This is a genomic window from Plantibacter sp. (assembly GCF_059073635.1).
In genome coordinates, this window is the sequence record NZ_JCACOF010000005.1 from 56,100 (window position 1) to 77,490 (window position 21,391).

General features: G+C 70.9%; 20 protein-coding genes, 2 tRNA genes and 1 pseudogene. 11 read left to right on the forward strand and 12 right to left on the reverse strand.

What is annotated here, in order from left to right; translation table 11 throughout:
- Positions 1 to 61 precede the first annotated feature (61 nt).
- The 7 genes from AC5JOC_RS04015 (at position 62) to AC5JOC_RS04045 (ending at position 7,174) form a co-directional block, all read left to right on the forward strand.
- Positions 62 to 946 carry an SIS domain-containing protein gene (locus AC5JOC_RS04015; RefSeq protein WP_159876038.1) on the forward strand — a complete coding sequence of 295 codons (885 nt, stop codon included), beginning with the start codon at positions 62 to 64 and terminating at the stop codon, positions 944 to 946.
- On the forward strand, positions 943 to 1,821 hold the full coding sequence (locus AC5JOC_RS04020) for an ROK family protein (RefSeq protein WP_494245462.1): 879 nt from the start codon (positions 943 to 945) through the stop codon (positions 1,819 to 1,821). The genes AC5JOC_RS04015 and AC5JOC_RS04020 overlap by 4 nt, the downstream gene beginning before the upstream one ends.
- The gene (locus tag AC5JOC_RS04025; RefSeq protein ID WP_494245464.1) at positions 1,818 to 2,768 is read left to right on the forward strand and encodes a 1-phosphofructokinase family hexose kinase; all 951 of its coding nucleotides are present in this window, start codon (positions 1,818 to 1,820) and stop codon (positions 2,766 to 2,768) included. The genes AC5JOC_RS04020 and AC5JOC_RS04025 overlap by 4 nt, the downstream gene beginning before the upstream one ends.
- Positions 2,765 to 3,604, forward strand: a complete 840-nt coding sequence (locus tag AC5JOC_RS04030; RefSeq protein WP_494245466.1) for a class II fructose-bisphosphate aldolase — start codon at positions 2,765 to 2,767, stop codon at positions 3,602 to 3,604. Before AC5JOC_RS04025 ends, AC5JOC_RS04030 begins: the two co-directional genes overlap by 4 nt.
- A gap of 571 nt (positions 3,605 to 4,175) precedes the next feature.
- Positions 4,176 to 4,346 carry a hypothetical protein gene (locus AC5JOC_RS04035; RefSeq protein WP_159876045.1) on the forward strand — a complete coding sequence of 57 codons (171 nt, stop codon included), beginning with the start codon at positions 4,176 to 4,178 and terminating at the stop codon, positions 4,344 to 4,346.
- A gap of 145 nt (positions 4,347 to 4,491) precedes the next feature.
- Positions 4,492 to 6,072: a cation:proton antiporter gene (locus AC5JOC_RS04040; protein ID WP_064296856.1), complete on the forward strand. Its 1,581-nt coding sequence runs from the start codon at positions 4,492 to 4,494 to the stop codon at positions 6,070 to 6,072.
- Between the two features lie 73 nt (positions 6,073 to 6,145).
- The gene (locus AC5JOC_RS04045) at positions 6,146 to 7,174 is read left to right on the forward strand and encodes a YdcF family protein (RefSeq protein ID WP_494245468.1); all 1,029 of its coding nucleotides are present in this window, start codon (positions 6,146 to 6,148) and stop codon (positions 7,172 to 7,174) included.
- 96 nt (positions 7,175 to 7,270) lie between these two features.
- Here AC5JOC_RS04045 and AC5JOC_RS04050 read toward each other — a convergent pair whose 3' ends face one another.
- Positions 7,271 to 7,645, reverse strand: a complete 375-nt coding sequence (locus AC5JOC_RS04050; RefSeq protein ID WP_124767560.1) for a hypothetical protein — start codon at positions 7,643 to 7,645, stop codon at positions 7,271 to 7,273.
- Between the two features lie 126 nt (positions 7,646 to 7,771).
- On the opposite strand from AC5JOC_RS04050, the gene AC5JOC_RS04055 reads away from it, so the two are divergent.
- A complete protein-coding gene (locus AC5JOC_RS04055) occupies positions 7,772 to 8,662 on the forward strand; it encodes an alanyl-tRNA editing protein (protein ID WP_494245470.1) in 891 nt (296 codons plus the stop codon).
- A 26-nt stretch (positions 8,663 to 8,688) separates the two neighbouring features.
- Here AC5JOC_RS04055 and AC5JOC_RS04060 read toward each other — a convergent pair whose 3' ends face one another.
- Positions 8,689 to 9,201, reverse strand: coding sequence for a DUF4190 domain-containing protein (locus AC5JOC_RS04060; protein ID WP_494245472.1), 513 nt, complete (start codon positions 9,199 to 9,201; stop codon positions 8,689 to 8,691).
- Between the two features lie 180 nt (positions 9,202 to 9,381).
- On the opposite strand from AC5JOC_RS04060, the gene AC5JOC_RS04065 reads away from it, so the two are divergent.
- Together AC5JOC_RS04065 and AC5JOC_RS04070 are read left to right on the forward strand one after the other, a co-directional pair.
- The gene (locus AC5JOC_RS04065; RefSeq protein ID WP_411557053.1) at positions 9,382 to 11,619 is read left to right on the forward strand and encodes a HelD family protein; all 2,238 of its coding nucleotides are present in this window, start codon (positions 9,382 to 9,384) and stop codon (positions 11,617 to 11,619) included.
- A gap of 102 nt (positions 11,620 to 11,721) precedes the next feature.
- The gene (locus AC5JOC_RS04070; RefSeq protein ID WP_079706474.1) at positions 11,722 to 12,432 is read left to right on the forward strand and encodes an endonuclease/exonuclease/phosphatase family protein; all 711 of its coding nucleotides are present in this window, start codon (positions 11,722 to 11,724) and stop codon (positions 12,430 to 12,432) included.
- A 132-nt stretch (positions 12,433 to 12,564) separates the two neighbouring features.
- On the opposite strand, the gene AC5JOC_RS04075 is transcribed toward AC5JOC_RS04070, so the two are convergent.
- The 4 genes and pseudogenes from AC5JOC_RS04075 to AC5JOC_RS04090 all read right to left on the reverse strand — a co-directional run bounded on the left by AC5JOC_RS04075 (position 12,565) and on the right by AC5JOC_RS04090 (position 15,394).
- The gene (locus tag AC5JOC_RS04075; RefSeq protein ID WP_494245475.1) at positions 12,565 to 13,308 is read right to left on the reverse strand and encodes an RNase H family protein; all 744 of its coding nucleotides are present in this window, start codon (positions 13,306 to 13,308) and stop codon (positions 12,565 to 12,567) included.
- Positions 13,309 to 13,414: 106 nt separating this feature from the next.
- Positions 13,415 to 13,780, reverse strand: coding sequence for a hypothetical protein (locus tag AC5JOC_RS04080; protein ID WP_494245636.1), 366 nt, complete (start codon positions 13,778 to 13,780; stop codon positions 13,415 to 13,417).
- A 415-nt stretch (positions 13,781 to 14,195) separates the two neighbouring features.
- Positions 14,196 to 14,309: pseudogene (locus AC5JOC_RS04085) on the reverse strand (hypothetical protein); the annotation flags it as partial.
- Positions 14,310 to 14,707: 398 nt separating this feature from the next.
- Complete coding sequence (locus AC5JOC_RS04090) at positions 14,708 to 15,394, reverse strand: hypothetical protein (RefSeq protein WP_494245477.1); 687 nt, start codon at positions 15,392 to 15,394, stop codon at positions 14,708 to 14,710.
- A gap of 102 nt (positions 15,395 to 15,496) precedes the next feature.
- On the opposite strand from AC5JOC_RS04090, the gene AC5JOC_RS04095 reads away from it, so the two are divergent.
- Complete coding sequence (locus AC5JOC_RS04095; RefSeq protein ID WP_139382499.1) at positions 15,497 to 15,745, forward strand: DUF2795 domain-containing protein; 249 nt, start codon at positions 15,497 to 15,499, stop codon at positions 15,743 to 15,745.
- A 203-nt stretch (positions 15,746 to 15,948) separates the two neighbouring features.
- Here the strand turns inward: AC5JOC_RS04095 and AC5JOC_RS04100 are convergent.
- The 6 genes from AC5JOC_RS04100 to serS form a co-directional block, all read right to left on the reverse strand.
- Positions 15,949 to 16,037, reverse strand: a tRNA-Ser gene (locus AC5JOC_RS04100).
- The gene (locus AC5JOC_RS04105; RefSeq protein WP_494245479.1) at positions 16,023 to 17,552 is read right to left on the reverse strand and encodes an LCP family protein; all 1,530 of its coding nucleotides are present in this window, start codon (positions 17,550 to 17,552) and stop codon (positions 16,023 to 16,025) included. Before AC5JOC_RS04105 ends, AC5JOC_RS04100 begins: the two co-directional genes overlap by 15 nt.
- Before the next feature lie 167 nt (positions 17,553 to 17,719).
- Positions 17,720 to 17,804: transfer RNA gene (locus AC5JOC_RS04110), tRNA-Ser, on the reverse strand.
- A gap of 96 nt (positions 17,805 to 17,900) precedes the next feature.
- Entirely contained in the window at positions 17,901 to 19,148 is a 1,248-nt protein-coding gene (locus AC5JOC_RS04115) for an LCP family protein (protein ID WP_274500201.1), read from the reverse strand.
- 146 nt (positions 19,149 to 19,294) lie between these two features.
- Positions 19,295 to 20,119 carry an HAD family hydrolase gene (locus AC5JOC_RS04120; protein WP_086475291.1) on the reverse strand — a complete coding sequence of 275 codons (825 nt, stop codon included), beginning with the start codon at positions 20,117 to 20,119 and terminating at the stop codon, positions 19,295 to 19,297.
- Positions 20,116 to 21,381 carry a serine--tRNA ligase gene (serS, locus tag AC5JOC_RS04125; RefSeq protein ID WP_202939426.1) on the reverse strand — a complete coding sequence of 422 codons (1,266 nt, stop codon included), beginning with the start codon at positions 21,379 to 21,381 and terminating at the stop codon, positions 20,116 to 20,118. The genes AC5JOC_RS04120 and serS overlap by 4 nt, the downstream gene beginning before the upstream one ends.
- Positions 21,382 to 21,391 lie beyond the last annotated feature (10 nt).

Here is a 21,391-nt window from a genome sequence, read left to right on the forward strand (position 1 = left end):
GTATGGTTGCGGCAACGCATCGCCACGCTGCGATCGCGTCCCCTCACGTGAAAGGCACGTCATGCCCGAGACCTTCGTCGCCGCCGAACTGGCGTCGCAGCCCGAATCCTGGCGCACCGCCGCCGCCCTCGTGCCGGAGGCCGCCGCCGTACTGCCGCAGCCAGGTGAGCGCGTCGCGGTGGTCGGGTGCGGCACCAGCTGGTTCATCGCGATGAGCTACGCCGTGCTGCGCGAACAGGCGGGGCTCGGCATCACGGACGCGTTCGCGGGCTCGGAGTTCCCCGGCATCCGCGACTACGACCGCATCGTCGCCATCTCACGCTCCGGCACGACCACGGAGATCGTGCACCTGCTGGAGGCGGTGGGCGACTCGGTCACCACCGTCCTCATCACCGCGGTCGACGACTCCCCCGCGACCGTTCCGGCGGCACACGTCATCGCCCTCCCCTTCGCCGACGAGCGTTCCGTGGTCCAGACCCGCTTCGCCACGACGACGCTCGCGCTCCTCCGCGGCTCGCTCGGACACGACGTCGAGGCACTCGCCGTGGAAGCCGAGCGGGCGCTGCAGATCCCGATCGACGAGTACCTCGCCGCCGACCAGGTCTCCTTCATCGGACTCGGGCACGCCGTGGGCCTCACCTTCGAGGCCGCGCTCAAGACCCGGGAGGCGGCACAGTTCTGGGCGGAGTCCTACCCCGCCATGGACTACCGCCACGGTCCTATCGCGATCGCGCAGCCCGGCCGACTCGTCTGGTCCCTCGGTCCGACGCCCGCCGGCCTGCCGGAGGACGTCGCGGCCACCGGAGCGACCTTCGTGCAGCACGACCTCGACCCCATCGCCGGGCTCGTCGTCGCCCAGCGCTTCGCGGTCGCGTTGGCTGAGGCCCGCGGCCTCGACGCCGACCACCCCCGTTCGCTCACGCGCTCCGTCATCCTGACGCCGTGACCGAGCGGGCGGTCCTCGGCATCGACGTCGGCGGGACCGGGATCAAAGCCGCATTGACGGATGCCGACGGCACGGTCCTCGGGCGCTGGCGCGAGGCGACGCCTTCGGGCGACACCTCGGGTGTCCTGACTCGCGACATCGTCCTCGGACTCGTCGCCGCCGCGAGCCGCGTCGCAGCCCCAGCGGCCGTCGGGGTGGTCGTGCCCGGCGTCGTCGACGAGGAGCACGGCGTCTGCATCCACGCGGTCAACCTCGGTTGGCGCGACCTCGCCTTCCCCGAGCTCCTCCGTCCCGCGCTCGAGGTGCCGCTCGCCTTCGGGCAGGACGTCCGCGCCGGGGCGCTGGCGGAGGCGGTCTCGGGCGCTGCAGCCGACGTCACGGGCACGATCGCGTTCGTACCGGTCGGAACCGGTCTGGCCTCGGCGCTCGTCATCGACGGCATCCCCTTCGCCGGCGGCGGCTGGGCCGGCGAGATCGGCCAGCGCGTGATCCAGGACGGCCCGCACCGCGGGCTCCGGGTCGAGGAACTCGCCTCGGCGGGCGGCATCGCACGACGCGCGGGCACCCGCGACGCGAAGACCGTCGCCGACGCCGTCGCTCGCGGGGACGCGGCCGCCATCGTCATCTGGAACGACGCCGTCGATGCACTCGCCGAGGCCCTCGCCGGCATCACCGTCGTCGCCGCACCCACCGCCATCGTGATCGGCGGTGGGCTCGCCCTCGCCGGAGCCGCCCTCTTCGAGCCACTCGAGCACGGACTCCGCGAGCGGCTCGACGTGGTCCGCGTCCCGCAGCTCCTGCCCGCTCGTCACGGCGACGAGGCGGCCACGGTCGGTGCGGGGATCCTCGCTCGCCGACTGGTGGCAGCCCGATGACGACCACCCCCGCACCGCGTCGCGTCGTGGTCGTGACGCCGAACCCGGCCGTCGACATCACCTACACGGTCGCCGAGCAGCAGCTCGGGGTCACGCAACGCGTCCAGTCCGTCGTGCGGCGTGCCGGAGGGAAGGGCGTGAACGTCGCTCGCGTCCTCGAGTCGCTCAGCGTCCCGACCCTGCAGGTGCTCCCCCTCGGTGGCGCCTCCGGCACCTGGCTCGCGGACGCCCTCGCGGCCGACGACCTCCCCACCCGGGTCGTGGAGCTCCGCGCCGAGACACGCTCGACGGTCGCGGTCGTCGACGGCATCCACCATCCGACCCTCTTCGCCGAGGCCGGTCCGGTCGTGACGCCCGAGGAGTGGACCACCCTGACGACCGAGCTCCGACGCGCCCTCCAGGACGCGAGCGCACTCGTCATCTCGGGCTCGCTCCCGCCGGCCACGCCCGACACCGTCGTCGAAGCCCTCGTCCGAACCGGCCACGACGCCGGCGTCCCCGTGATCGTCGACGTCAGCGGCACGGCGCTCCTCGCCGCGGCCCGCGCCGGTGCGACGATCCTCAAACCCAACCTCGACGAGGCCCTCGAGGCGACTGGCGCGGCCGACCTCGCATCCGCTCGCGCAGCACTCCTCGCGCTCGGGGCCCGCGCGGTCGTCATCTCCCGTGGGGCCGACGGCCTCACCGCCGGCGACGCCGATGGTGCCCACGAGGTCCCGGCCGTCCCCGGCGTCAGCGGCAACCCGACCGGCGCCGGCGATGCCGCCACGGCCGGCCTGGTCGCAGCACTCCGCGCGGGAGCCACACTTCCCGAGGCACTCCGCACGGCGGCGGCCGCAGGCGCGGCGGCCGTGCTCGAACCGATCGCCGGCGCGATCGACCTCGCCGCCTTCCACCGATTCCTCGACGCACCCGCCGCACCCGACCCCATTGGAGCAACCGAATGACCACCGCCCTCGACTTCACCGCGCTCCTCGCCAACGCCTCGGCCTCGAACGCCGGCATCGCGGCGTGCAACGTGGTCCTCCTCGAGCACGCGGAGGCGATCGTCGCCGGCGCCGAGGAGGCCGGGCTGCCGGTCATCCTGCAGATCAGCGAGAACTGCGTGCGGTACCACGGGTCGCTCGCCCCCATCACACTCGCCTCGCTGGCCATCGCCCGTGCAGCGACGGTCCCGGTCCTCGTCCACCTCGACCACGTGGAGTCGGCCGAGCTCGTGCGCGAGGGTGTCGAGCTCGGCGTGGACAGCGTGATGTACGACGCCTCGACCCTGCCGTACGACGAGAACGTCCGCGCGACGAAGGAGATCGTGGACTTCTGCCACGCGCGCGGCGTGGCCGTCGAAGCGGAGCTCGGCGAGGTCGGCGGGAAGGACGGCGTCCACGCTCCGGGCGCACGCACGGTGCCCGCAGAGGCCGTCGCGTTCGTCGCAGCGACCGGCGTCGACGCCCTGGCCGTGGCCGTCGGCACCTCGCACGCGATGACGAGCCGGGAGGCCGCCGTCGACCACGCGCTGATCGCGCAGCTCCGCCGCGAGGTGCCCGTCCCGCTCGTGCTGCACGGCTCCTCCGGGCTCCCCGACGACGAGCTCCGCGCGGCGGTCCGTTCCGGGATGACGAAGATCAACCTCTCGACGCACCTCAACGGCTTGTTCACCCGGGCGGTGCGCGACGTCCTCGACGAGCAGCCGAAGCTCGTCGACCCCCGCACCTACGTCCGGGCCGGTCGCAGCGCGGTCGCGGCCGAGACCGCGCGGATCCTGCGCCTCCTTGCGACCGACTGAGCACTCCCAGCAATCCCACAGCAACACGCAACGCTGAGCTGTTAATATATATTGTGTTGGAGTTCTTCCAACGCCTCCACCGGTAACCGATCGTCCCCCGCGATCACCCTCCGGCCTCCCGAGCCCGATATCCCTTCGGGTGCGCGGGAGATACGGCCACCCCTCCCCTAGGTGCGGTGGCCCGAAGCTCTGCGACACCGCCGGTCGATGCTCGGGTCCAACCTCGGGCATCGACCCGCGCAAGCACTGACGCCAGGCATTCCCAGGTCGTTCTCAGCTTGGTCGCGTACGTTCGTTCCTCGAGTGCCGATGTCACAACCGGCTTCCGTGTGCAGAGTCCACACCTCCACGGATACGCCGATGCTCCCGACACGACACCACCAGCCGCCCTCCAGAGCGGCGAAGAACGATCCACCGGACGGCCCCAGCCGACCAGCGCAGCCGAATCTCGGCGCAGCTGCATACCGGACGGTCTCGTCGCTCCATCCATGCGACCTGCACCGATCGTCATCGCATTCCCCCTCTGGAACCGGCCCATCCATCATCCGCAACACCAGAATCGAGAACCACCATGTCCATCACTCAGACTCGGACCCCAGCGTCCTCCAACCGTTCCGCGGGCACCGCCGTCCACGGCCGCGGTCACTCCACCGAGAAGCTCACCTACCGCTTCGGTCTCCGCACCCGGGAGACCGGTGCGGAGCAGCGCGGCTCCAGCAGCACGGCCAACCGCCGCGGCTGAGCTCCCTCGCCGTTCCAACCGACGCCCCCGCACGGCTTGACCATGCGGGGGCGTCGTGCGTCCGGAACCGGCGCCGATCCCGGCCGCTCCGGAGTTCGGACGATCGTACGGACGACCACGGCCTCCCAGGTGGGAGAATCCCCACATGGATCCCGTCGCGCTCATCTCGTGGATCGTCGTGTTCGTCGTCGTCACCGTCATCGTCTCCGGCCTGTCCGGCCGAGCGGGCGTCTCCGCCCCGGTGGCCCTGGTGCTCGTCGGCGGCGTCGCGTCGTTCATCCCCGCCGTCCCGACCGTCGAGATCGAACCCGACCTGATCCTCTACGGACTGTTGCCGCCGCTGCTCTTCGCGTCGGCGATCCGGATCTCCCTCATCGACATCCGTGCCCGTAACGACGGCATCATCCTGCTCTCGGTGGGTGCGGTCGCGTTCACCGTCGTGTCGGTCGGGTTCGCCAGCTGGCTCCTCATCCCGTCGATCACCCTCGCGGCGGCGTTCGCGTTCGCAGCGGTCATCGCTCCGACCGACGCCGTCGCCGTGAGCGCGATCGCCGGACGACTCGGGCTCCCGCGCCGCGTGCTGACGATCCTCGAGGGCGAGAGCCTGCTCAACGACGCCACCGCACTCGTGGCACTCAACGCCTCGATCCTCGCCATCACGAGCGTCGTCAACCCGGTCATGATCGCCGGCGAGTTCGTCATCGAGGTCGTCGCCGGCGTCGGCGTCGGTCTCGCGGTCGGCTGGGTGCTGTCCGAGGTCCGCCGACGCCTGCGCGCCCCAGTCCTCGACACCTGCCTCTCCCTCATCACCCCGTTCCTGGCGTTCCTCCTGGCGCAGGCGATCCACGGTTCGGGTGTGCTCGCGGTCGTCACCGCCGGGCTACTGCTCGGCTACCGGGCGCCCATCGTGCAGTCGGCCGAGGCGCGCATCGCCGAGTCGCTCAACTGGCGCACCATCCAGTTCCTCCTCGAGAACGCCGTCTTCCTGTTCATCGGGCTCAACCTGGCCGGCATCCTCGAGGGCGCGATCCAGACCGGTCCTGGGCTCTGGCCGACCGTGTTCATCAGCATCGGGGTCCTCGCGGCGCTCATCGTCTCGCGGTTCGTGTGGGAGATGACGGTCACGGCGATCTACCGGCTCGGGCCGAGACGGCTCCGTGAGCGGAGCTGGTCGTGGGGCAACGGGATAGCCGTCTCCGCAGCCGGCGTCCGTGGCGTGGTGACCCTGGCGGCCGTGTTCCTGCTGCCCGAGGACACCCCGTCGCGCGAGTTCCTGCAGTTCCTGGCGTTCGTCGTCGTGGTCGGCACGCTCCTCTCGGGGCTCGCGCTCCCCCGGATCATCCGCGCACTGCACCTCCCGCCGCCGAACCACAGCCAGGAGCGCGTCGAACAACTGATGCTCATGGCGGAGGTCCAGACGGCCGGCCTGGACCGCCTCGACGAACTGACGACCGAGGCGGACGAGGAACAGGTGCTCAACCGTCTGCGGACCAATGCGAGCTTCGTGGCCAACGCCCTCGAGCAGTACACGGGTGACGGCTCGGAACTCCGCACGGTCGCGTTCGCCCGGCTCCGCCGCCAGATGATCGCGGCGGAACGCGAGGCGCTCCTCTCGGCGCGCGCCGAGGGTCGCTACCAGGAACCGGCGGTCGCCGCGGTCCTGGCGGCGATCGACGCCGAGGAGGCGACACTCAAGGCGATGACGCCGAAGCCGCCGCGGTCATAGCACCCCGGACGCGCTGCCCGCACGCCCCATCCGAACGACCGGTACAGGACGATCGGTCGGGCAGGATGAGGGCATGATCATGTTGTTCCCGGCCGCCGTCTTCGCGGTGCTCTACGTCGCGAGCCGACGCCGCGACGCCCGCCGCCTGCGCAACGGGGTCTTCCTGGTCTCCGCGATCGCCTGCGGGCTGGTGGCGCTCCTCTCGGAGGCGTCCCGCACGACGCCGTTCACCGTGCTCCTCGCCGCGTTCGGCACGGTCCTGCTGGTGGGCGTGCTCGGGGTCCTCCTCATCGGCAACGGCATCACGATGCTCCGGCTCGAAGGACGCAGCCTGGGCAACCTGCTCTCGCTGTTCGCCGGGGTCGCGATCCTCGTCCTGCCCGTGCTGGCCGTGCTGCTGGTCCTCGGAGCGCACCCGCAGTCCCTGCCCTCCTGGCTGACGATCGTCCTCGTCGCGCTGGGTCTCCTGCTCGGGTTCGCGTGCTTCTACGCGGCGGCGACCTTCGCGGCCTTCGGCGTGTACTCACTCGTCTACAGCCGCTACCGTCACACCCGGACGCCCGACGCCCTCGTCGTCCTCGGTTCCGGCCTCATCCACGGCGAGGTCCCGCCGTTACTGCGCAGTCGCCTGGACCTGGCACTCCGCATCTACCGGGCGACAGCACCGGGGACGACGCGACCGATCCTGATCCCGTCCGGCGGCCAGGGCGACGACGAACCGCGCCCGGAGGGGACGGCCATGGCCGAGTACCTCGTCGCGAACGGCGCGGACCCGACGGACGTGCTCCCGGAGACCGCGTCCACGAGCACGCGCGAGAACCTGTTGCTCTCCCGGGACCTGCAGCAGTCGGCCGGGCGGGACGGCGAGACGATCGTGGTGACGAACAACTACCACGTCCTCCGCGCGGCGCTCCTCGCACGTTCGATCGGGAGCGACGCGCAGGTCATCGGCTCCCCGACGGCCGCCTACTACGTGCCGAGCGCGTTCCTCCGCGAGTACGTCGCCATCATGGTCGAGCACCGCCTGCTGAACGCGCTGGCGATCGCGGGCGTCGCTGGCCTGATCGCCCTCGCCGTGGTCTGGTCGCTCCTGCCGATCTGAGCCGCCGTCTCCGCCCGAGCACGGCGTCCGCGAGCGCGCGACGGGCCGTCGTCCGAATGGATCGGAGGACGGCCCGTCGGTCGTGTGGTGTCCGACTCAGTCGGGTGCGGTGTCGTAGACCTCGCGGGCGTCGTCGGTGGCCTCGGAGGCCGGCCCGGAGTCGGGCTGGTGGTCGGCCGAACCGTCGGCGTCGCCACCCTCGCCCTCGGCCAGCGGTGCGTCGAGCTCGGTCGAGGGCTCCGGGGTCTCGACGGCCTCCTCGGTCGCCTGCTCCTCGTCGGGAGCCGCGTCCTCCGAGCCGGTGCCGTCGACGGTCTGACTCGACCCGTCCGAGCCCGGTCCGGCGGTCGTCTGGTCGGAGCTCACGAGCTCTGCGGTGTCGATGTCGGCACCCTCCCAGGCTTCCTGGTCCGCTCCGGCCGCACCGGTCGCGAGGTCGTCGCTTGAACGCTGGTCCTGCTGATCCGTCATGATGCACTCCTCTCCGCGGAACGCGTCGCGCTCCGTGTCCTCGGACTCTACGTCGTGATCCTCCACGGTCTCCCGGGGTTGACAGCCGCCGACGGGCGCCCGGGCCGGTCGCGATAGCGTGGGGACATGAGCCTCCCCGTCACGGACACGCGCGTCACCTATCCCTCCGGAGCCCTCGTCTCGACGGGCACGGTGCTGCACGTCGAACCCGTCGGCGACCACCTCGCCGTCGTGCTCGACGAGACGGCCTGCCACCCGGTCGACGCCGCGTGGCCCGACCAGCCCGCCGACACGGCGACCATCACCTTCGGTGCGGGCACGAGTGCCGTGGAGGTCGCCGTGACCGACTGCGTCGTCGCCGCGACCGACGGCACTCAGTTGTACCTCGGCGCCGACATCCCCGTGAAGAAGGGCACCGAGGGGTGGGCCTTCCTCGTCGCCCACCTGGTCTCCGCCGAGGCGACCCCGAGCGCCGTCGAGGGCGAGACGGCCCGCGTCGAGGTGGACGCGTCCACCCGACACGCGCTCTCCGCCGGACACACCGGTTGCCACCTCGCATCACTCGCCCTGAACGCCGCGCTCGCCGACGCCTGGCGCAAGGAGGTCGTCCCCGACGCCCTCGGGGCTCCGGATTTCGACGCGCTCGCCTGCGAGTCGTCGCGGATCGCTCCGAACGCGTCGACCGACCGTTACCGCATCGGCAAGTCGCTCCGGCGGAAGGGGTTCGACCCGGCCGCCCTCGACGACCTCGACGCGCTCGGGTCACGCATCCGGAACACGCTCGACGGTTGGTTGGACAGCGGCGCCGCCGTCCGGATCGATCGCGAGGGCGAGCTGCTCACGGATCGGCGCAGCTGGCACTGCGAGCTCCCGGGCGGCCCCGCGGTCATCGCCTGCGGCGGCACCCACGTGGCGTCATTGGGCGAGTTCTCGAACATCGCCGTCTGGCTGGAACGCGAAGACGTCGACGGCGCCGTGGTGCTGTCGATGGTCAGCACGGTCGTCCCGGCCGGCTGACCGGCGGCTCGGCGGTTGACCGGCGACTAGGCGGCGATGCCGGTGGAGGCCGCGCTGCCGACGCCGGCGAGCAGGCCACCCATGACGAACACCCAGAGCAGCACGAGCGCCGCCCAGCCGAGCAGGAACAGCCCGTTGAGCACGACGCCCGTGATGGCCATCGCGCGACCGGCGGGCTCGCGGCGGAGCCCCATGAGGCCGAGGACGAATCCGACGACCGGGAGCACGAAGGTGAACCCGAAGAACAGCGACACCAGGCCGATGACCATGCTGGAGATGCTGAGACCCTTCGGCGGCGACGCCGGGTACGGGTACGGCGCGGGGTACACGGGCGCATACGGCTGCGCGTACGGCTGCATGCCGTACTGCGGCGGGTAGGGCTGCTGCTGCGGGTAGGGCGCCTGCTGGGCGTACGGCTGCACCCCGTACTGCTGCGGCTGGAGCTGCTGTTGCGGGTACGACTGCGGCGGAACCGACTGCTGCGAGTACGCCTGCTGCGGCGCAGAGGGCTGCGGCTTGGATCCGTCCGGTGTGCTCATGCCCGTCAGCCTACCGACCAGCCCGCGCTCGATGCCCGACCCCTCGCCCCGACGGCAGCCTCCAGCTCTCTGGGAGCTCACGCTCAAGGGCGGTGAGGGGCCCGGAAAGCGACTACCGTATTCGTGCGGTCCTCGCAGTGAACCCGGAACACGGACCGCGCCACACCCAGAAGGAGCACCGTGCAGAACGACGCGATCGCCGAGGAACAGGACCATCTCGATCGGCTGCACGACGTGATCCGGTCGCAGTCGGACCTCGAGGAACGACGCTCCGAACTCGCCCTCCGCGCCTTCGACGGCGACGACGACTCGAGCTTCTCGGAACGCGACGCCCTGGTCGCCCACCACCGCCAGCGGATGGTCGAGCTGCGTTCGTCCAGCTACGGACTCCTCTTCGGCCTCCTCGAACGCGAGACCGACGAACGCCACCACATCGGGCGCATCGGCCTGCGCGACCCGGAGAGCGGCGACCAGCTCCTGTTGGACTGGCGCGCACCGGCCTCGCGCCCGTTCTACACCGCGACGCCACTCCGCCCCGAAGGCCTCCGGCTGCGCCGCCGCATCGGCACGGCCGGTCGCCGCGTCACGGAAGTGCACGACGAGGTCCTCGACACGACCATGCTCAGCGACGACGAGCCGAGCGGCATCGGCGAGTCCGGTGCGCTGCTGGCGGCCCTCGGTCGCGCCCGGACCAAGCACATGGCGGACATCGTCGACACCATCCAGGCCGAGCAGGACGCGATCATCCGCGCGCCGCTCCCCGGCACGCTCCTCGTCCAGGGCGGTCCGGGCACCGGGAAGACCGCCGTCGCGCTCCACCGCGCCGCGTACCTCCTCTACGAGCACCGCGAGCGGCTCATGCGCAGTGTCGTGCTCATCGTCGGGCCGAACTCGACCTTCCTCGACTACATCAGCCGCGTGCTGCCGTCGCTCGGCGAGACCGCCGTCGTCCTCGTCACGCCCGCGACCCTCGTGCCCGGACTCGACGCACACGCGGAGGACTCGCTCGAGGCCGCCGAACTCAAGGGTCGACTGCGGATGGCCGACGTCGTCGCCCGGGCCGTCCGCGAGCGCCAGGTGCCGCTCGACGAGCCGGTCACGATCCGCATCGCCGGTGACGGCCCGCTCCGCGTCACGCCGGGCGTCCTGCGCCGGATCAAGGCCGGCATCGAGCGCTCGGGCACGCCGCACAACGAGGCGAAGCTGCGGTTCGACCGCGCCGTGCTGACGCACCTCATCGGGCTCGAGGCGAAGCGCGACGGCTTCGAGCCCCGCACGGGCGAGGACGCCGACGAGCGTCGACAGGAGCTGAGCGAGGAGCCCGAGGTCGAGGAGCTGCTCGACACGATGTGGCCGATCCTCGAGCCGGCCGAGATCATCGACCGCCTCTTCACCGATCCCGAGCTGCTCGCTCGCGTCGCGCCCGACCACACCGAGGAGGAGCGTCGCCTCCTGCTCCGCGAACCCGTCGCCGGAACGGACGGCGCAGGTGAGACCGACTGGGCGGCCCGGCTCACGCCCGGCGACATCGCCCTCGTCGACGAGGCCGCCGAGCTCATCGGCGAGGACCAGCGTCCCGAGCTGGAACGCCAGCGCCGCGCCGCCTACGAGCGCCGGCACGACGTCGAGTACGCGCGCAGTGTGCTCGAGATGATCGGTGACATCAGCATCGACGACGAGGCCCAGGACGACGACTACCTCCGTTCCGCCCAGGACCTCGCCGACCGCCAGACCGTGGAGGACGACCGCAGCCCCGCGGAACGCGCCGCGAGCGACCGCACCTGGGTCTACGGGCACGTCATCATCGACGAGGCGCAGGAGCTCACCCCCATGCTGCTGCGGGCCGTCCTGCGACGCGGTCCCAACCGCTCGATGACGCTCGTCGGCGACATCAACCAGCAGAGCACCTCCGCCACCCGCTCCAGCTGGCAGGAGCTGCTCGGCCCCCAGCTCCCGCGCTGGACCGAGGAGCTGCTCACCGTCAACTACCGGACGCCCGAGCAGATCATGGCGCTCGCCGATCCCGTCCGGCTCGAACTCGACCCGGACTCCCCGGCGCCCGTGTCGATCCGACGCGGCGAGGAGGAGCCCGTGCAGCTCACGGTCGAACCCGCCGCGCTGGCCCCGACGGCGGTCCGCGCCGCCGTCGACGCGATCACCGCACACGCCGGTATCGCGGGCGTCATCGCACCCCGCGCGCTCCTGGCGGAGATCGACACCCTCCTCGCCGACGCCGGAGCCGATCGCGCGCGGGTGTGGACCGGCACCGCGCGTGAGAGCAAGGGCCTCGAGTTCGACAGCGTCGTCCTCGTGCAGCCCGACGCGCTGGGCGGGACAGGACACGCGGCCCTGTCGCTCCGGTACGTCGCGCTCACCCGTGCCACCCAACGGCTCACGGTCGTCGACTCGTCGAGCTGACCGTGGGCAACCGGCGACGCACCGTCGTCCGGACCCCTCCAGAGCACCGGGCGACGGGAAGGACCGTAGGCTTGGGCTCTGCCAACAGAATGTGAGGCTGGGATGAAGGTCATCAGCTACAACCTCCGCAAGAACAAGGCCAGCGGCGAGCTCGTCGCACTCACCGAAGAGTTCGGCCCGGACGTCCTCGCGTTGCAGGAGGCCGACACCCTGCAGCTGCCCGCCGAGCTCGGCGGCCTGCACCTCGCCGACAGCACCCACCGCAACCGGCTCGGCCTCGCGATCTACTACCGCCGCGACCGGTTCACCGCCGAGTCGACGCAGACGTTCGCGCTGAAGAAGTCGCTGCACGACATGGTGCTCGCGCCGGCGCACGAGCGCCTCATCGGCACCCGCCTCACCGACGTCGAGGCCGGGCGCGAACTCATCGTCGCCTCGTTCCACGCGGCCCCGCTCACCGCGCTCAACTCACTGCGTCGGCACCAGATCAAGGCCGCGCACGAGCAGCTGCACGCGATGGGCGACGTCCCGACGCTCATGGTCGGCGACTACAACTACCCGCTCTTCCAGAAGGGCCTCGGCACCAAGATGCAGGAGAGCGGCTACGACCTGAGCCTCAGTGACCGCAGCACCTACACCCGCTACAAGATGTTCCGTGGGCACTTCGACTTCGCGACGTCCGTGGGCCTCAAGATCGACCGGGTGCAGACGCTCCGCCGCGGCATCTCGGACCACCTGCCGATCCTCGTGGACGCGAGCTACGGCTTCGCCGTGCCCGAGGACGACGACGCGCCGGAGTCCGCCGCCCGCTGACCCGGTCGCCTGCCCCTGCGCGCGCCCCGTCCGGTTCGCAATTCAGGATGCGCTCGGCGCGGCGCCCTCCTGCCGCGGCGTGTCACGCGGGAAACGCCGCGCTCGTCCTGAGTTGTGAACTCGGAAGCGACGTCAGATGAGGCCGCGGAGGAACTCCTGGACGCTCGTCCCGGCCTCGCGGGCGCGACGGACCAGGCGCTCGTGCTCGTCGGACGTGAGGTCGAGGGTGAGCTGGTGCCACGTCGGTTCGACGTCGAGCGAGAACAGCGCGCCGTCGTCCTCCGCGTCGAACACGGGGGCGGTGCGTTCCTCCTCGACCTCGAGGTCGGCGAACAGCTCCGGCTCGGTCGTCTCGGGAGCGTCTTCAGCGTCGGCATCAGCCTCGGGGGTCGACGGGGTCTCCGCAGCTCCGGCGCCGGTCCAACCGGGTCCCTCCGGCACCGGCGTCTTGCGCTGGAAGGCCTCAGCCGCCGTGCGGGCGCGGATGTCGGCGGCCTCGTTGAGTCGGTGACCGACGTGCCCCTTCACCCACTCGAACCGGTAGCGCCGCCCGGCGATGGCGGCGTCGATCTCCTGCATGAGCTCGAGGTTCATGACGGGCTTGCCGTCGCCCTTCTTCCAGCCCTTCTTCTTCCAGCCCGGCATCCACTTCGTGATCGAGTCGATGACGTACTTGCTGTCGCAGAGGATGTGGAGGTCCTCGTCGAGGTGCTCGGTGGCGCGGAACAGTTCGAGGACGGCGCGCAGCTCGCCCATGTTGTTCGTGCCGTGCGGCCATCCCCCGGCTGCCCAGCAATCGTCGTCGACATACCAGGCCCAGCCGGCGGGTCCGGGGTTGCCGAGGGCGGAGCCGTCTGCGGCAGCGGTGATCGTCATGAGCGCCTTTCGATGAGTGCCCTCCATCGTATCGACGCACCACCGACGCCCCGACGCCGGTCCCGTGGTGCCGGTGTCGGGCTGGCCCGGCGTCGGGCGGGCGACGTCAGGCGGGCGCGAAGACGCTGAGCGTGACGGCGACCGTGACCGTCGTGTAGCCGGGCAGGTCGGCGATCGCCTGCTCGAAGACGTCGTCGTCGAGGTGGTGGGCGCTCGGCCCCATGCGGACCTCGTCGCGCACCTCTTCCGGCATCAACTCGACGGCGTAGTCGAGCGTGTCGCGGGAGCGGAGCTCGAACCCGTCGAGCTGCGCGTCGAGGCGGGCGTCCTTGCGCTCGGCGATCCCGATCATGCCGAGCCGGTCGCGCAGCTCGGCCAGGTGACCGGGTTGCGGCGTCACGACGGTGAGCAGGCCGTCCGGGCGGAGCACCCGACGCATCTCGGGACCGTTGCGTGGGCCGAAGATGCTCAACAGGTGGTCGACCGAGGCGGTCCGGCAGCGGGAAGGGTGCCCAGGCGTCGGCCGTGGCGGCTGCCGCTCGTCCGTGCGCGCGGGCGGCGCGACGAGCAGCGAGCGGCGACAGGTCGAACCCGAACCCGCGCCAGGCCGGCCGGGCGTCGAGGATCCGGCCCAGGTAGTAGCCGGTCCCGCCGGCGATGTCCACGACGAGCGGGGCGCTGTCGTCGTCGACCGAGCCGTCCGGGAGGAAGCGCGCGAGCGGCAGGGTCGTGGCGACGTGGTCGGCGATCGGCTCGTAGTGCTCGGCCTCGAGGAACGCTGCGCGGGCCGCGACCATCTCCTGCGTGTCGCCGGTCTTCGGCGTCCGACCGCCGACGACGAGCGAGGCGTACCCCTGCCGGGCGATGTCGAAGCTGTGACCGGCGGGGCAGCGGAGCACGCGGTCGCCGAGCTCGAGGGTCGCGGTGCAGATCGTGCACGCGAGATCGGGGGCGACGAGGCTCAGCCGATCGTGCTGCGGGACGTCAGCGAGGATCGGCATGCCTTCGAAACGCTCCGCTTCCAGCTGCTGTGTCCGTCGCCGCCGCGATGCTTCCGGTTGTCGCACTTCACCCACACGGTGAGTCTAGGCGCGCGCCGCATGGTGCGTGCGCCGGAACGTTCGAGCAGCGATCCGTCGCGGCGGGCTTCGGCACCGCGGTGACTCGATCGGCTCGGTGACTCAGTCCTCGAGCGCGCTCCGCAGACGCTCGACGTCCTCGTGTGCTGCGTCGCTCGCACGCTGCGCCCGGTCAGCCTCTCGTCTGGCGTCGGGCCCACTCGCGATCGGCGTCGGCGATGTCCGCGTCGAGCTCCTCGAGCCGCCGTGCGAGGTCCTCGCGGTCACGCTGCAGTCCCGATCGCCGGACCGCCGACTCGTCCAGGAAGGCGGTCGCCTCCTCACTCGCGCTGGACGCTGCCTCCTCGTCGCGCTCGGCCGCCTCCAGCCGGGCCCGAAGGCGTCGGCGTCGGTCGTCGTCCTCGTCGGAATGGTCGCCGTCTCCGTCGCCCCACGTCCCGAGGGAGCCGTCGGCGGTGGAGCGCCCACTGGGGGATCCTGGCACCGCCGACCACACCACCCCACCCCGCTCCGCTCGAGGTCGGGGCGTCGGTCAGCCGCCCGGACGACACCTGCGCGGCGAGATCGGCGTCGGCACTCGCCGCTTGCAGACTCTGGCGGACGGTCTCGATCACCGCTCCGGAGAGGGACGCCCCCTCCGCTGCTGCGGCCTCGACGGTGGCGGTGACGAGCGTCGCGATCAGCGAGCGACGTTCGGTGCCGAGCGTGCGGAGCGCTGTGGCGTCGCCGGAGCGTTGAGCGTCGCCGAGCGCGGAGCCGAGTTGTTCCAGTTCGCTGAGCAGGTCCGGGCGGTGCGCCGTCAACACGTTGAGCGCCCAGGCGGCGACCGACGGTTTGCGGAGCGCGAGGATCGCCGTCGCCAGGTCGTCGTCCCCGTCGTCGCGCGCTGCGACGGCCAGGCGTTTGCGCTCCGCCACGAAGCCGCTGAGGGGGACGCGCAGCAACTCGACGGCGGCGGAGGCGAGGCCAGTCGGGGCCGGCGTTCCGGTGTCGCGGTCATCGGGCACGGTGCCGCTCCCTCGCATCATTTCACGTCAGGCTAGCGCCCTCTTGCGCCAGAACGGAGTCCGACTGTCGCCTTTTCGGGGGTCGATACCGACAATGTGGACATGGATGCCAGACCTTACCCCGACACAGCGGAGCCGCCAGAAACAGCGGCCTGCACCGACTTGAAGACCCTCCTCAGGACCGTGGACTTCCCGATCTCACGCCGCGAACTGCAGTCGATCGCCGTCCGTTCCGGACTCGACCGCGGGACGCTCGCCGCGCTCAACACGCTCACCGAAGAGCACTACGCCGGCTCGTTCAGCATCCTCCGCGAACTCCGCCACCACGGCGAGCTCCGTCGCTCCGCCTGACCACCCCGTCCGACACCTGGTGGACTCCCCAGCGCGGTGCGCTGACGTGAGCGCGGGTCACAGACGCGGGCGCGGGTCTCCGGAGGGGCGCGCTCACGCGTGCGGGGCGCGGTGACGTCAGCGCACCGCGCTGGCGTTTCCGGCAGACATCGTGCAACGCAGAAACCCCCGGCGAACCGAGGGTTTCGAGCTGAGATCCAGTGCGGAGACGGCGGGATTTGAACCCGCGGTCCCCTTACGGGGACTCCACCTTAGCAGGGTGGTGCACTAGGCCGAACTATGCGACGTCTCCATGTGCGCTCGCAAGCGGACGCACGACGACCAGCATAACCGGTGATGGGCGTGGTGACGAATCCCCGGGTCCGAACCCGGGTCCGAGACGCCCTTCGACACTCGACGGGCTCAGTTCGGCGCAGCCAGGGACCGGACCAGGTCTGGGACCGGGCCGCTGACGGACCGGGACGCCTACTGGTCGTCGAGGGTACGACCGCGGGAGCAGGTGCGCTGGTCGGCGGTCTGGCCCGTCACGGACGACGGGAGGACCACTGCACCACCGGCGGAGGGGTCGGTCGCATCGGCAGGCGGGGCCGTCGCGGCAGGGTCGGCCACCGGCATCCGCACCCTCGGCCGGGTCGACCGCGGTCGGGTCGGTCGGGTTCGCCACCGCACCGGCGCCGGTCGCGCCCGAGAGCTGGATGGGCTGATCGTTGCCGAGCGCCTCGAAGAGCGCGGCCGCCGCATCGTCGATCGGCTCGACCCCACCCTCCACGGCGGCGTTGGGGTACTGCACGAAGGCGATGTTCGCGAGGTCGACCTCACGCAGCGTCATGGCGATCGCGATCATCGTGTCGAGGCTCGTCAGGCTGTCGGACAGCTGCATGTTCTTCGCCGCCGCTTTGGCCAGGGAGTACAGGATTCCAGGATTGGTCAGTGTCTCGGCGCTCTTGACCTGCTGCATCATCGCCGACAGGAACACCTGCTGGTTGCTGATGCGACTGAGGTCGCTGCCGTCGCCGACACCGTGCCTGGTGCGGAGGAACTGCAGTGCCTCGTACCCCTCGAGCGTGTGCTCGCCCGCCGAGAGGAAGGTGTTCGTGTACTCGTCCTCGATCGGGTCGGCGACGCACACCGTCACCCCGCCGAGCGCGGTCGACATCGCCATCACGCCACTGAACTGGACCTCTGCGGCGAACGGGATCTCGAGCCCCGTGAGCTGCGACACCGTCAGCGCCGTGCAGGCGAGCCCGCCGTAGCTGAGCGAGGTGTTGATCTTCTGCCGGCTCATCGAGTCGAACGAGCCACCGGACGGGTCGGGGCAGGACGGGATCGGGACGAACATGTCGCGCGGGAAGCTGACGACGGTCGCGTTGCTGTGGTCCTCGGAGATGTGCACGAGCATCGTGACGTCGTTGAGGTTGCCTGTCTCCTCTTCGGCATCACCGAAGACGGGATCCTGACCGGCGCGCGAGTCGCTGCCGACGATCAGGAGGTTGACGCCACCGGGATACGCTCCGATCGCGGGCAGATCGGTGACCGCCTCACCCTGCGAGTCGACGAGCGCGACGCCGGGTTTCACGGTCGCGGCGACGTCCCAGAGGGCGATGCCGGCGACGATGCCACCGCTGACCAGCGCGACCGCGAGCGTCGAGGCGACGATCTTCAGGGCGGTCGCGATCGGGTTCGACCGCTTGAGTCGTCCGTGGCGGGCGATGGTCGCGAGCTTCTTCGGGCGGGGCCCACGAGCTGCCGTTCGGCGTGCCGCGGCGTCGCCGGCGGGCTCGTCGATGTCGGTCGAATGCGGGGGCATTCGTCGATTCAACCACGGGTTCATGTGAAGCGCACAGCCCGGAGCCGTGGGCTCCGAGGCGCGGGAGTCTCTCGGGGCGGTGAAAGCAGTGCGGAGGGCGTGGGATTCGAACCCCGCAACGCGCCAGCGTTGCGCCGCCAGGCCCAACCAGCCATCTGAAGAACGTGCGGAGGGCGTGGGATTCGAACCCACGAGACATTTCTGCCCACCAGTTTTCAAGACTGGCTCCATCGGCCGCTCGGACAGCCCTCCTGATGGTCGATCGCCCGCGATGACGCAGCTGACGACCAGGATCGAGTGTATCGGATGGGGCCAGCGACGAAGCGGCCCCATCCGATCACGCGGTGACTACTGGTCTTCCTCCGGACGACCGGCCGTGCAGGTGTTCTGCGCGGCGTTCTGGCCCGTGATCGTGTCGGGCAAGGCGACGGGGCCGGCGGCGGACGGGTCCGCGGGCGCTGCCGGGTCCGCCGTGGCAGCGGGATCGGCAGCCGCGTCGGTGGTCGCCGGGTCTGGCGTGACCGGCGCGTTCGGGTCGGTCACGACGTACTTGCCGGTGGCGGACAGGGCGACGGCCTGGTCGCTCTGCAGCGCCGTCCACAGGACGTCGGCATCGGACGTCGCCTCGACTCCGCCCTCGACCGTGGCCGTCGGCGTCTGGACGAACGCGACGCGGTCGAGCGGGATGTCCTTGAGCGCTGCGGCGATCGACACCATCGTGTCGATGTTGTTCAGGCTGCTCGACAGGGTCACGTTCTTCAGCGCGGCGCGGGCGATCGAGTAGAGCTTGATCGGGTCGGAGAGCGTGTCGCTGCTCTTCAGCGTGCGGACGAGCGAGGAGAGGAACACCTGCTGGTTCGAGATCCGCGAGAGGTCGCTGCCGTCGCCGACGCCGTGACGTGAGCGGAGGAAGGCGAGGGCGGACGCGCCCGAGAGGTCGTGGGTGCCGACGTCGAGGTTGATGCCGCTCCAGGCGTCGTTGAGGGGCTCGGTGACACACACCGGCACGCCGCCGACCGCGTTCGACATCGAGATGACGCCGTCGAAGCCGATCTGCGCGGCGAACGGGATGGAGAGGCCGGTGATGCCCTCGACCGTGGAGACCGCGCAGGCGAGCCCGCCGTCGGCCCCGCCGTACATGAGGGCGGTGTTCATCTTGTCGCGACCGTTGCCGCCGTCGGCGCAGTCGCCGATCTGCACGTACATGTCGCGCGGGAAGCTGACCACGGTCGCGCTCGAGTGGTCTGCCGAGATGTGCATGAGGATCGTGACGTCGTTGAGGTTCTCCTCGCGGTCGCCGTACGCCGCATTGCCGTCGCCGGAGTCGCTACCGACGAGGAGCAGGTTGACGCCGCCCTCGATCGCGCCGATGTTGGGCGGCGGCGCACCCGGCGTCTCGTTGTCGAGGTGGGCGACGGGCTTGACGCTGTTGGCGAGGTCGAGCGCGGCCACACCGGCGACCGCGATGCCGCTCACGCCGACGACGGCGGCCGTCGCGGCGACGATCTTCGCGACGGTGACGAACGGGTTCGACTTGCGGAGTCTGCCGTGACGGACGGCGGCGCGCGGTTTGGACGCGTCGGCGTTGCGGGTCATGGATCTCGCTCTCGTCTCAGGAACAGGGGTGGCCGGAACCCAGGAGACCGGGCTGCGGCGAGTCGTCCGGCGACCCCTGGAGCAGGCGCGCACCGACGCCCCGTGCCCACCGGAAACGGCGTATCGGCACGGAGCTTTGGACGATGCTAACCCGAAATGCTCCTCAGGAGCTGAGAGAGACCGTCGTCGGTGACCGTGCCGGTGACCTCCGACGCGACCGCGAGGACCTCCTCGGGCGCCTGGCCCATGGCGACACCGCGCCCTCCGGCGGCGGCCCAGCCGAGCATGTCGACGTCGTTGCGGCCGTCGCCGACGGCGACCATCTGCGAGCGCTCGAGCCCCAGCCACTCCCGGACACGCTCCAGCGCGGTCGCCTTGTTGACGCCCTTCGGCGCGATGTCGAGCCATGCCGTCCAGCCGATCGCGTAGCTCACCTGGCTGAGCCCGATCTTGTCGACGATGCGGAGGAACTCCTCCTCGTCGTGGCTCGGTGAGACGACGACGACGCGCGTCACGGGGCTCGTGACGAGCTCCTCGAACGGCACCTCGATCGCGTTCTCGAGGTTCCAGTCCTCCATGCCGACCGTGTACTTGCGGAAGCCGTCGGGGTATTCGACCATGTAGCTGCCCTCGGAGAGGTGCGGCTGGATGAGCCCGAGGACCTCGGTCGGGTCGAAGGTCTCCATGAAGAAGCGCTCGTAGGAGTCGGGCTTCGACTCGTCGCGCTTCATGATGAGCGCACCGTTCGCGCAGACGACGTACTGCGGCGTCAGCTCGAGCTCCTCGAGCACCGGGCGCGTGCTCTCCCAGCTGCGACCGGTGGCCAACGTGACGATGTGGCCGAGCGAGACCACGCGGCGCACCTCGTCGGCGACCGACAGGCTGAGCGAACCGTCCTCGTGCAGCACGGTGCCGTCGATGTCGAGGGCGATGAGCAACGGGGTCGCGGTGGTGGTCGTCTCGTCCGTCATCGGATCGGCCTCGCGACCTCGATGCCGCCCAGGTACGGACGCAGCACCTCGGGGATGACGACGCTGCCGTCCTCCTGCTGGTGCGTCTCGAGGATCGCGACGATCCAGCGGGTGGTCGCGAGCGTTCCGTTGAGCGTCGCGACCGGCGTGGTCTTGCCCGACTCCCCGCGGTACCGGGTGTCGAGGCGACGCGCCTGGTAGGTGGTGCAGTTCGAGGTGCTGGTGAGCTCGCGGTACGCGTCCTGCGTCGGCACCCAGGCCTCGACGTCGAACTTGCGTGCCGCGCTCGACCCGAGGTCGCCGGCGGCCGTGTCGATGACCCGGTAGCTGAGGCCGAGCGACTGCAGCATCGCCTCCTGGTACGACAGCAGGCGCTCGTGCTCGGCGGCGGCGTCCTCCGGCTTGGTGTAGACGAACATCTCGAGCTTGTTGAACTGGTGCACCCGGATGATGCCGCGGGTGTCGCGCCCGTAGGACCCGGCCTCCTTGCGGTAGCAGGTCGACCAGCCGGCGTAGCGGAGCGCGCCCTCCTCGAGGTCGAGGATCTCGTCGGAGTGGTACCCGGCGAGCGCCACCTCGCTCGTGCCGGTGAGGAAGAGGTCTTCACCGGCGATCTGGTAGACCTCGTCGGCGTGCTCGCCGAGGAAGCCGGTGCCCTTCATGATCTCGGGGCGCACGAGCGTCGGCGTGATGAGCGGGACGAAGCCGGCCTCGATCGCGCGGTCGAGCGCGAGGTTCATGAGGGCGATCTCGAGGCGGGCGCCGATGCCGCGGAGGAAGTAGAAGCGCGAGCCGCTGACCTTGGTGCCGCGCTGCATGTCGATGGCGCCGAGGAGTTCGCCGAGCTCGAGGTGGTCGCGCGGGGTGAAGTCGAACGAGGGGCGTTCGCCGACCTCGCGGAGCGTGATGAAGTCGGCCTCGCCGCCGGCGGGCACGCCGTCGAGCACCGGGTTCTGGATGCGACCGGCGACGTCGGCGAAGTAGGCCTCGGCCTCGGTCGCGACCTGCTGGGCCTCCTTGACGCGGGCGGCGAGCTGCTGCGCCTGGGCGACGAGTGCGGCCTTCTCCTCCTTGGGGGCCTTGGCGACCTGCTTGCCGAACGCGTTCTGCTCGGCACGGAGTTCCTCGAACCCGGTGATCGCAGCGCGGCGTGCGGTGTCGGCGTCGATCGCCTGGTCGACGAGGTCGACGGAGGACCCTCGCTTCTGCTGCGACGCTCGGAGGACTTCTGGCTGTTCGCGGAGGAGTACGGGATCGATCACCCGGCAAGTC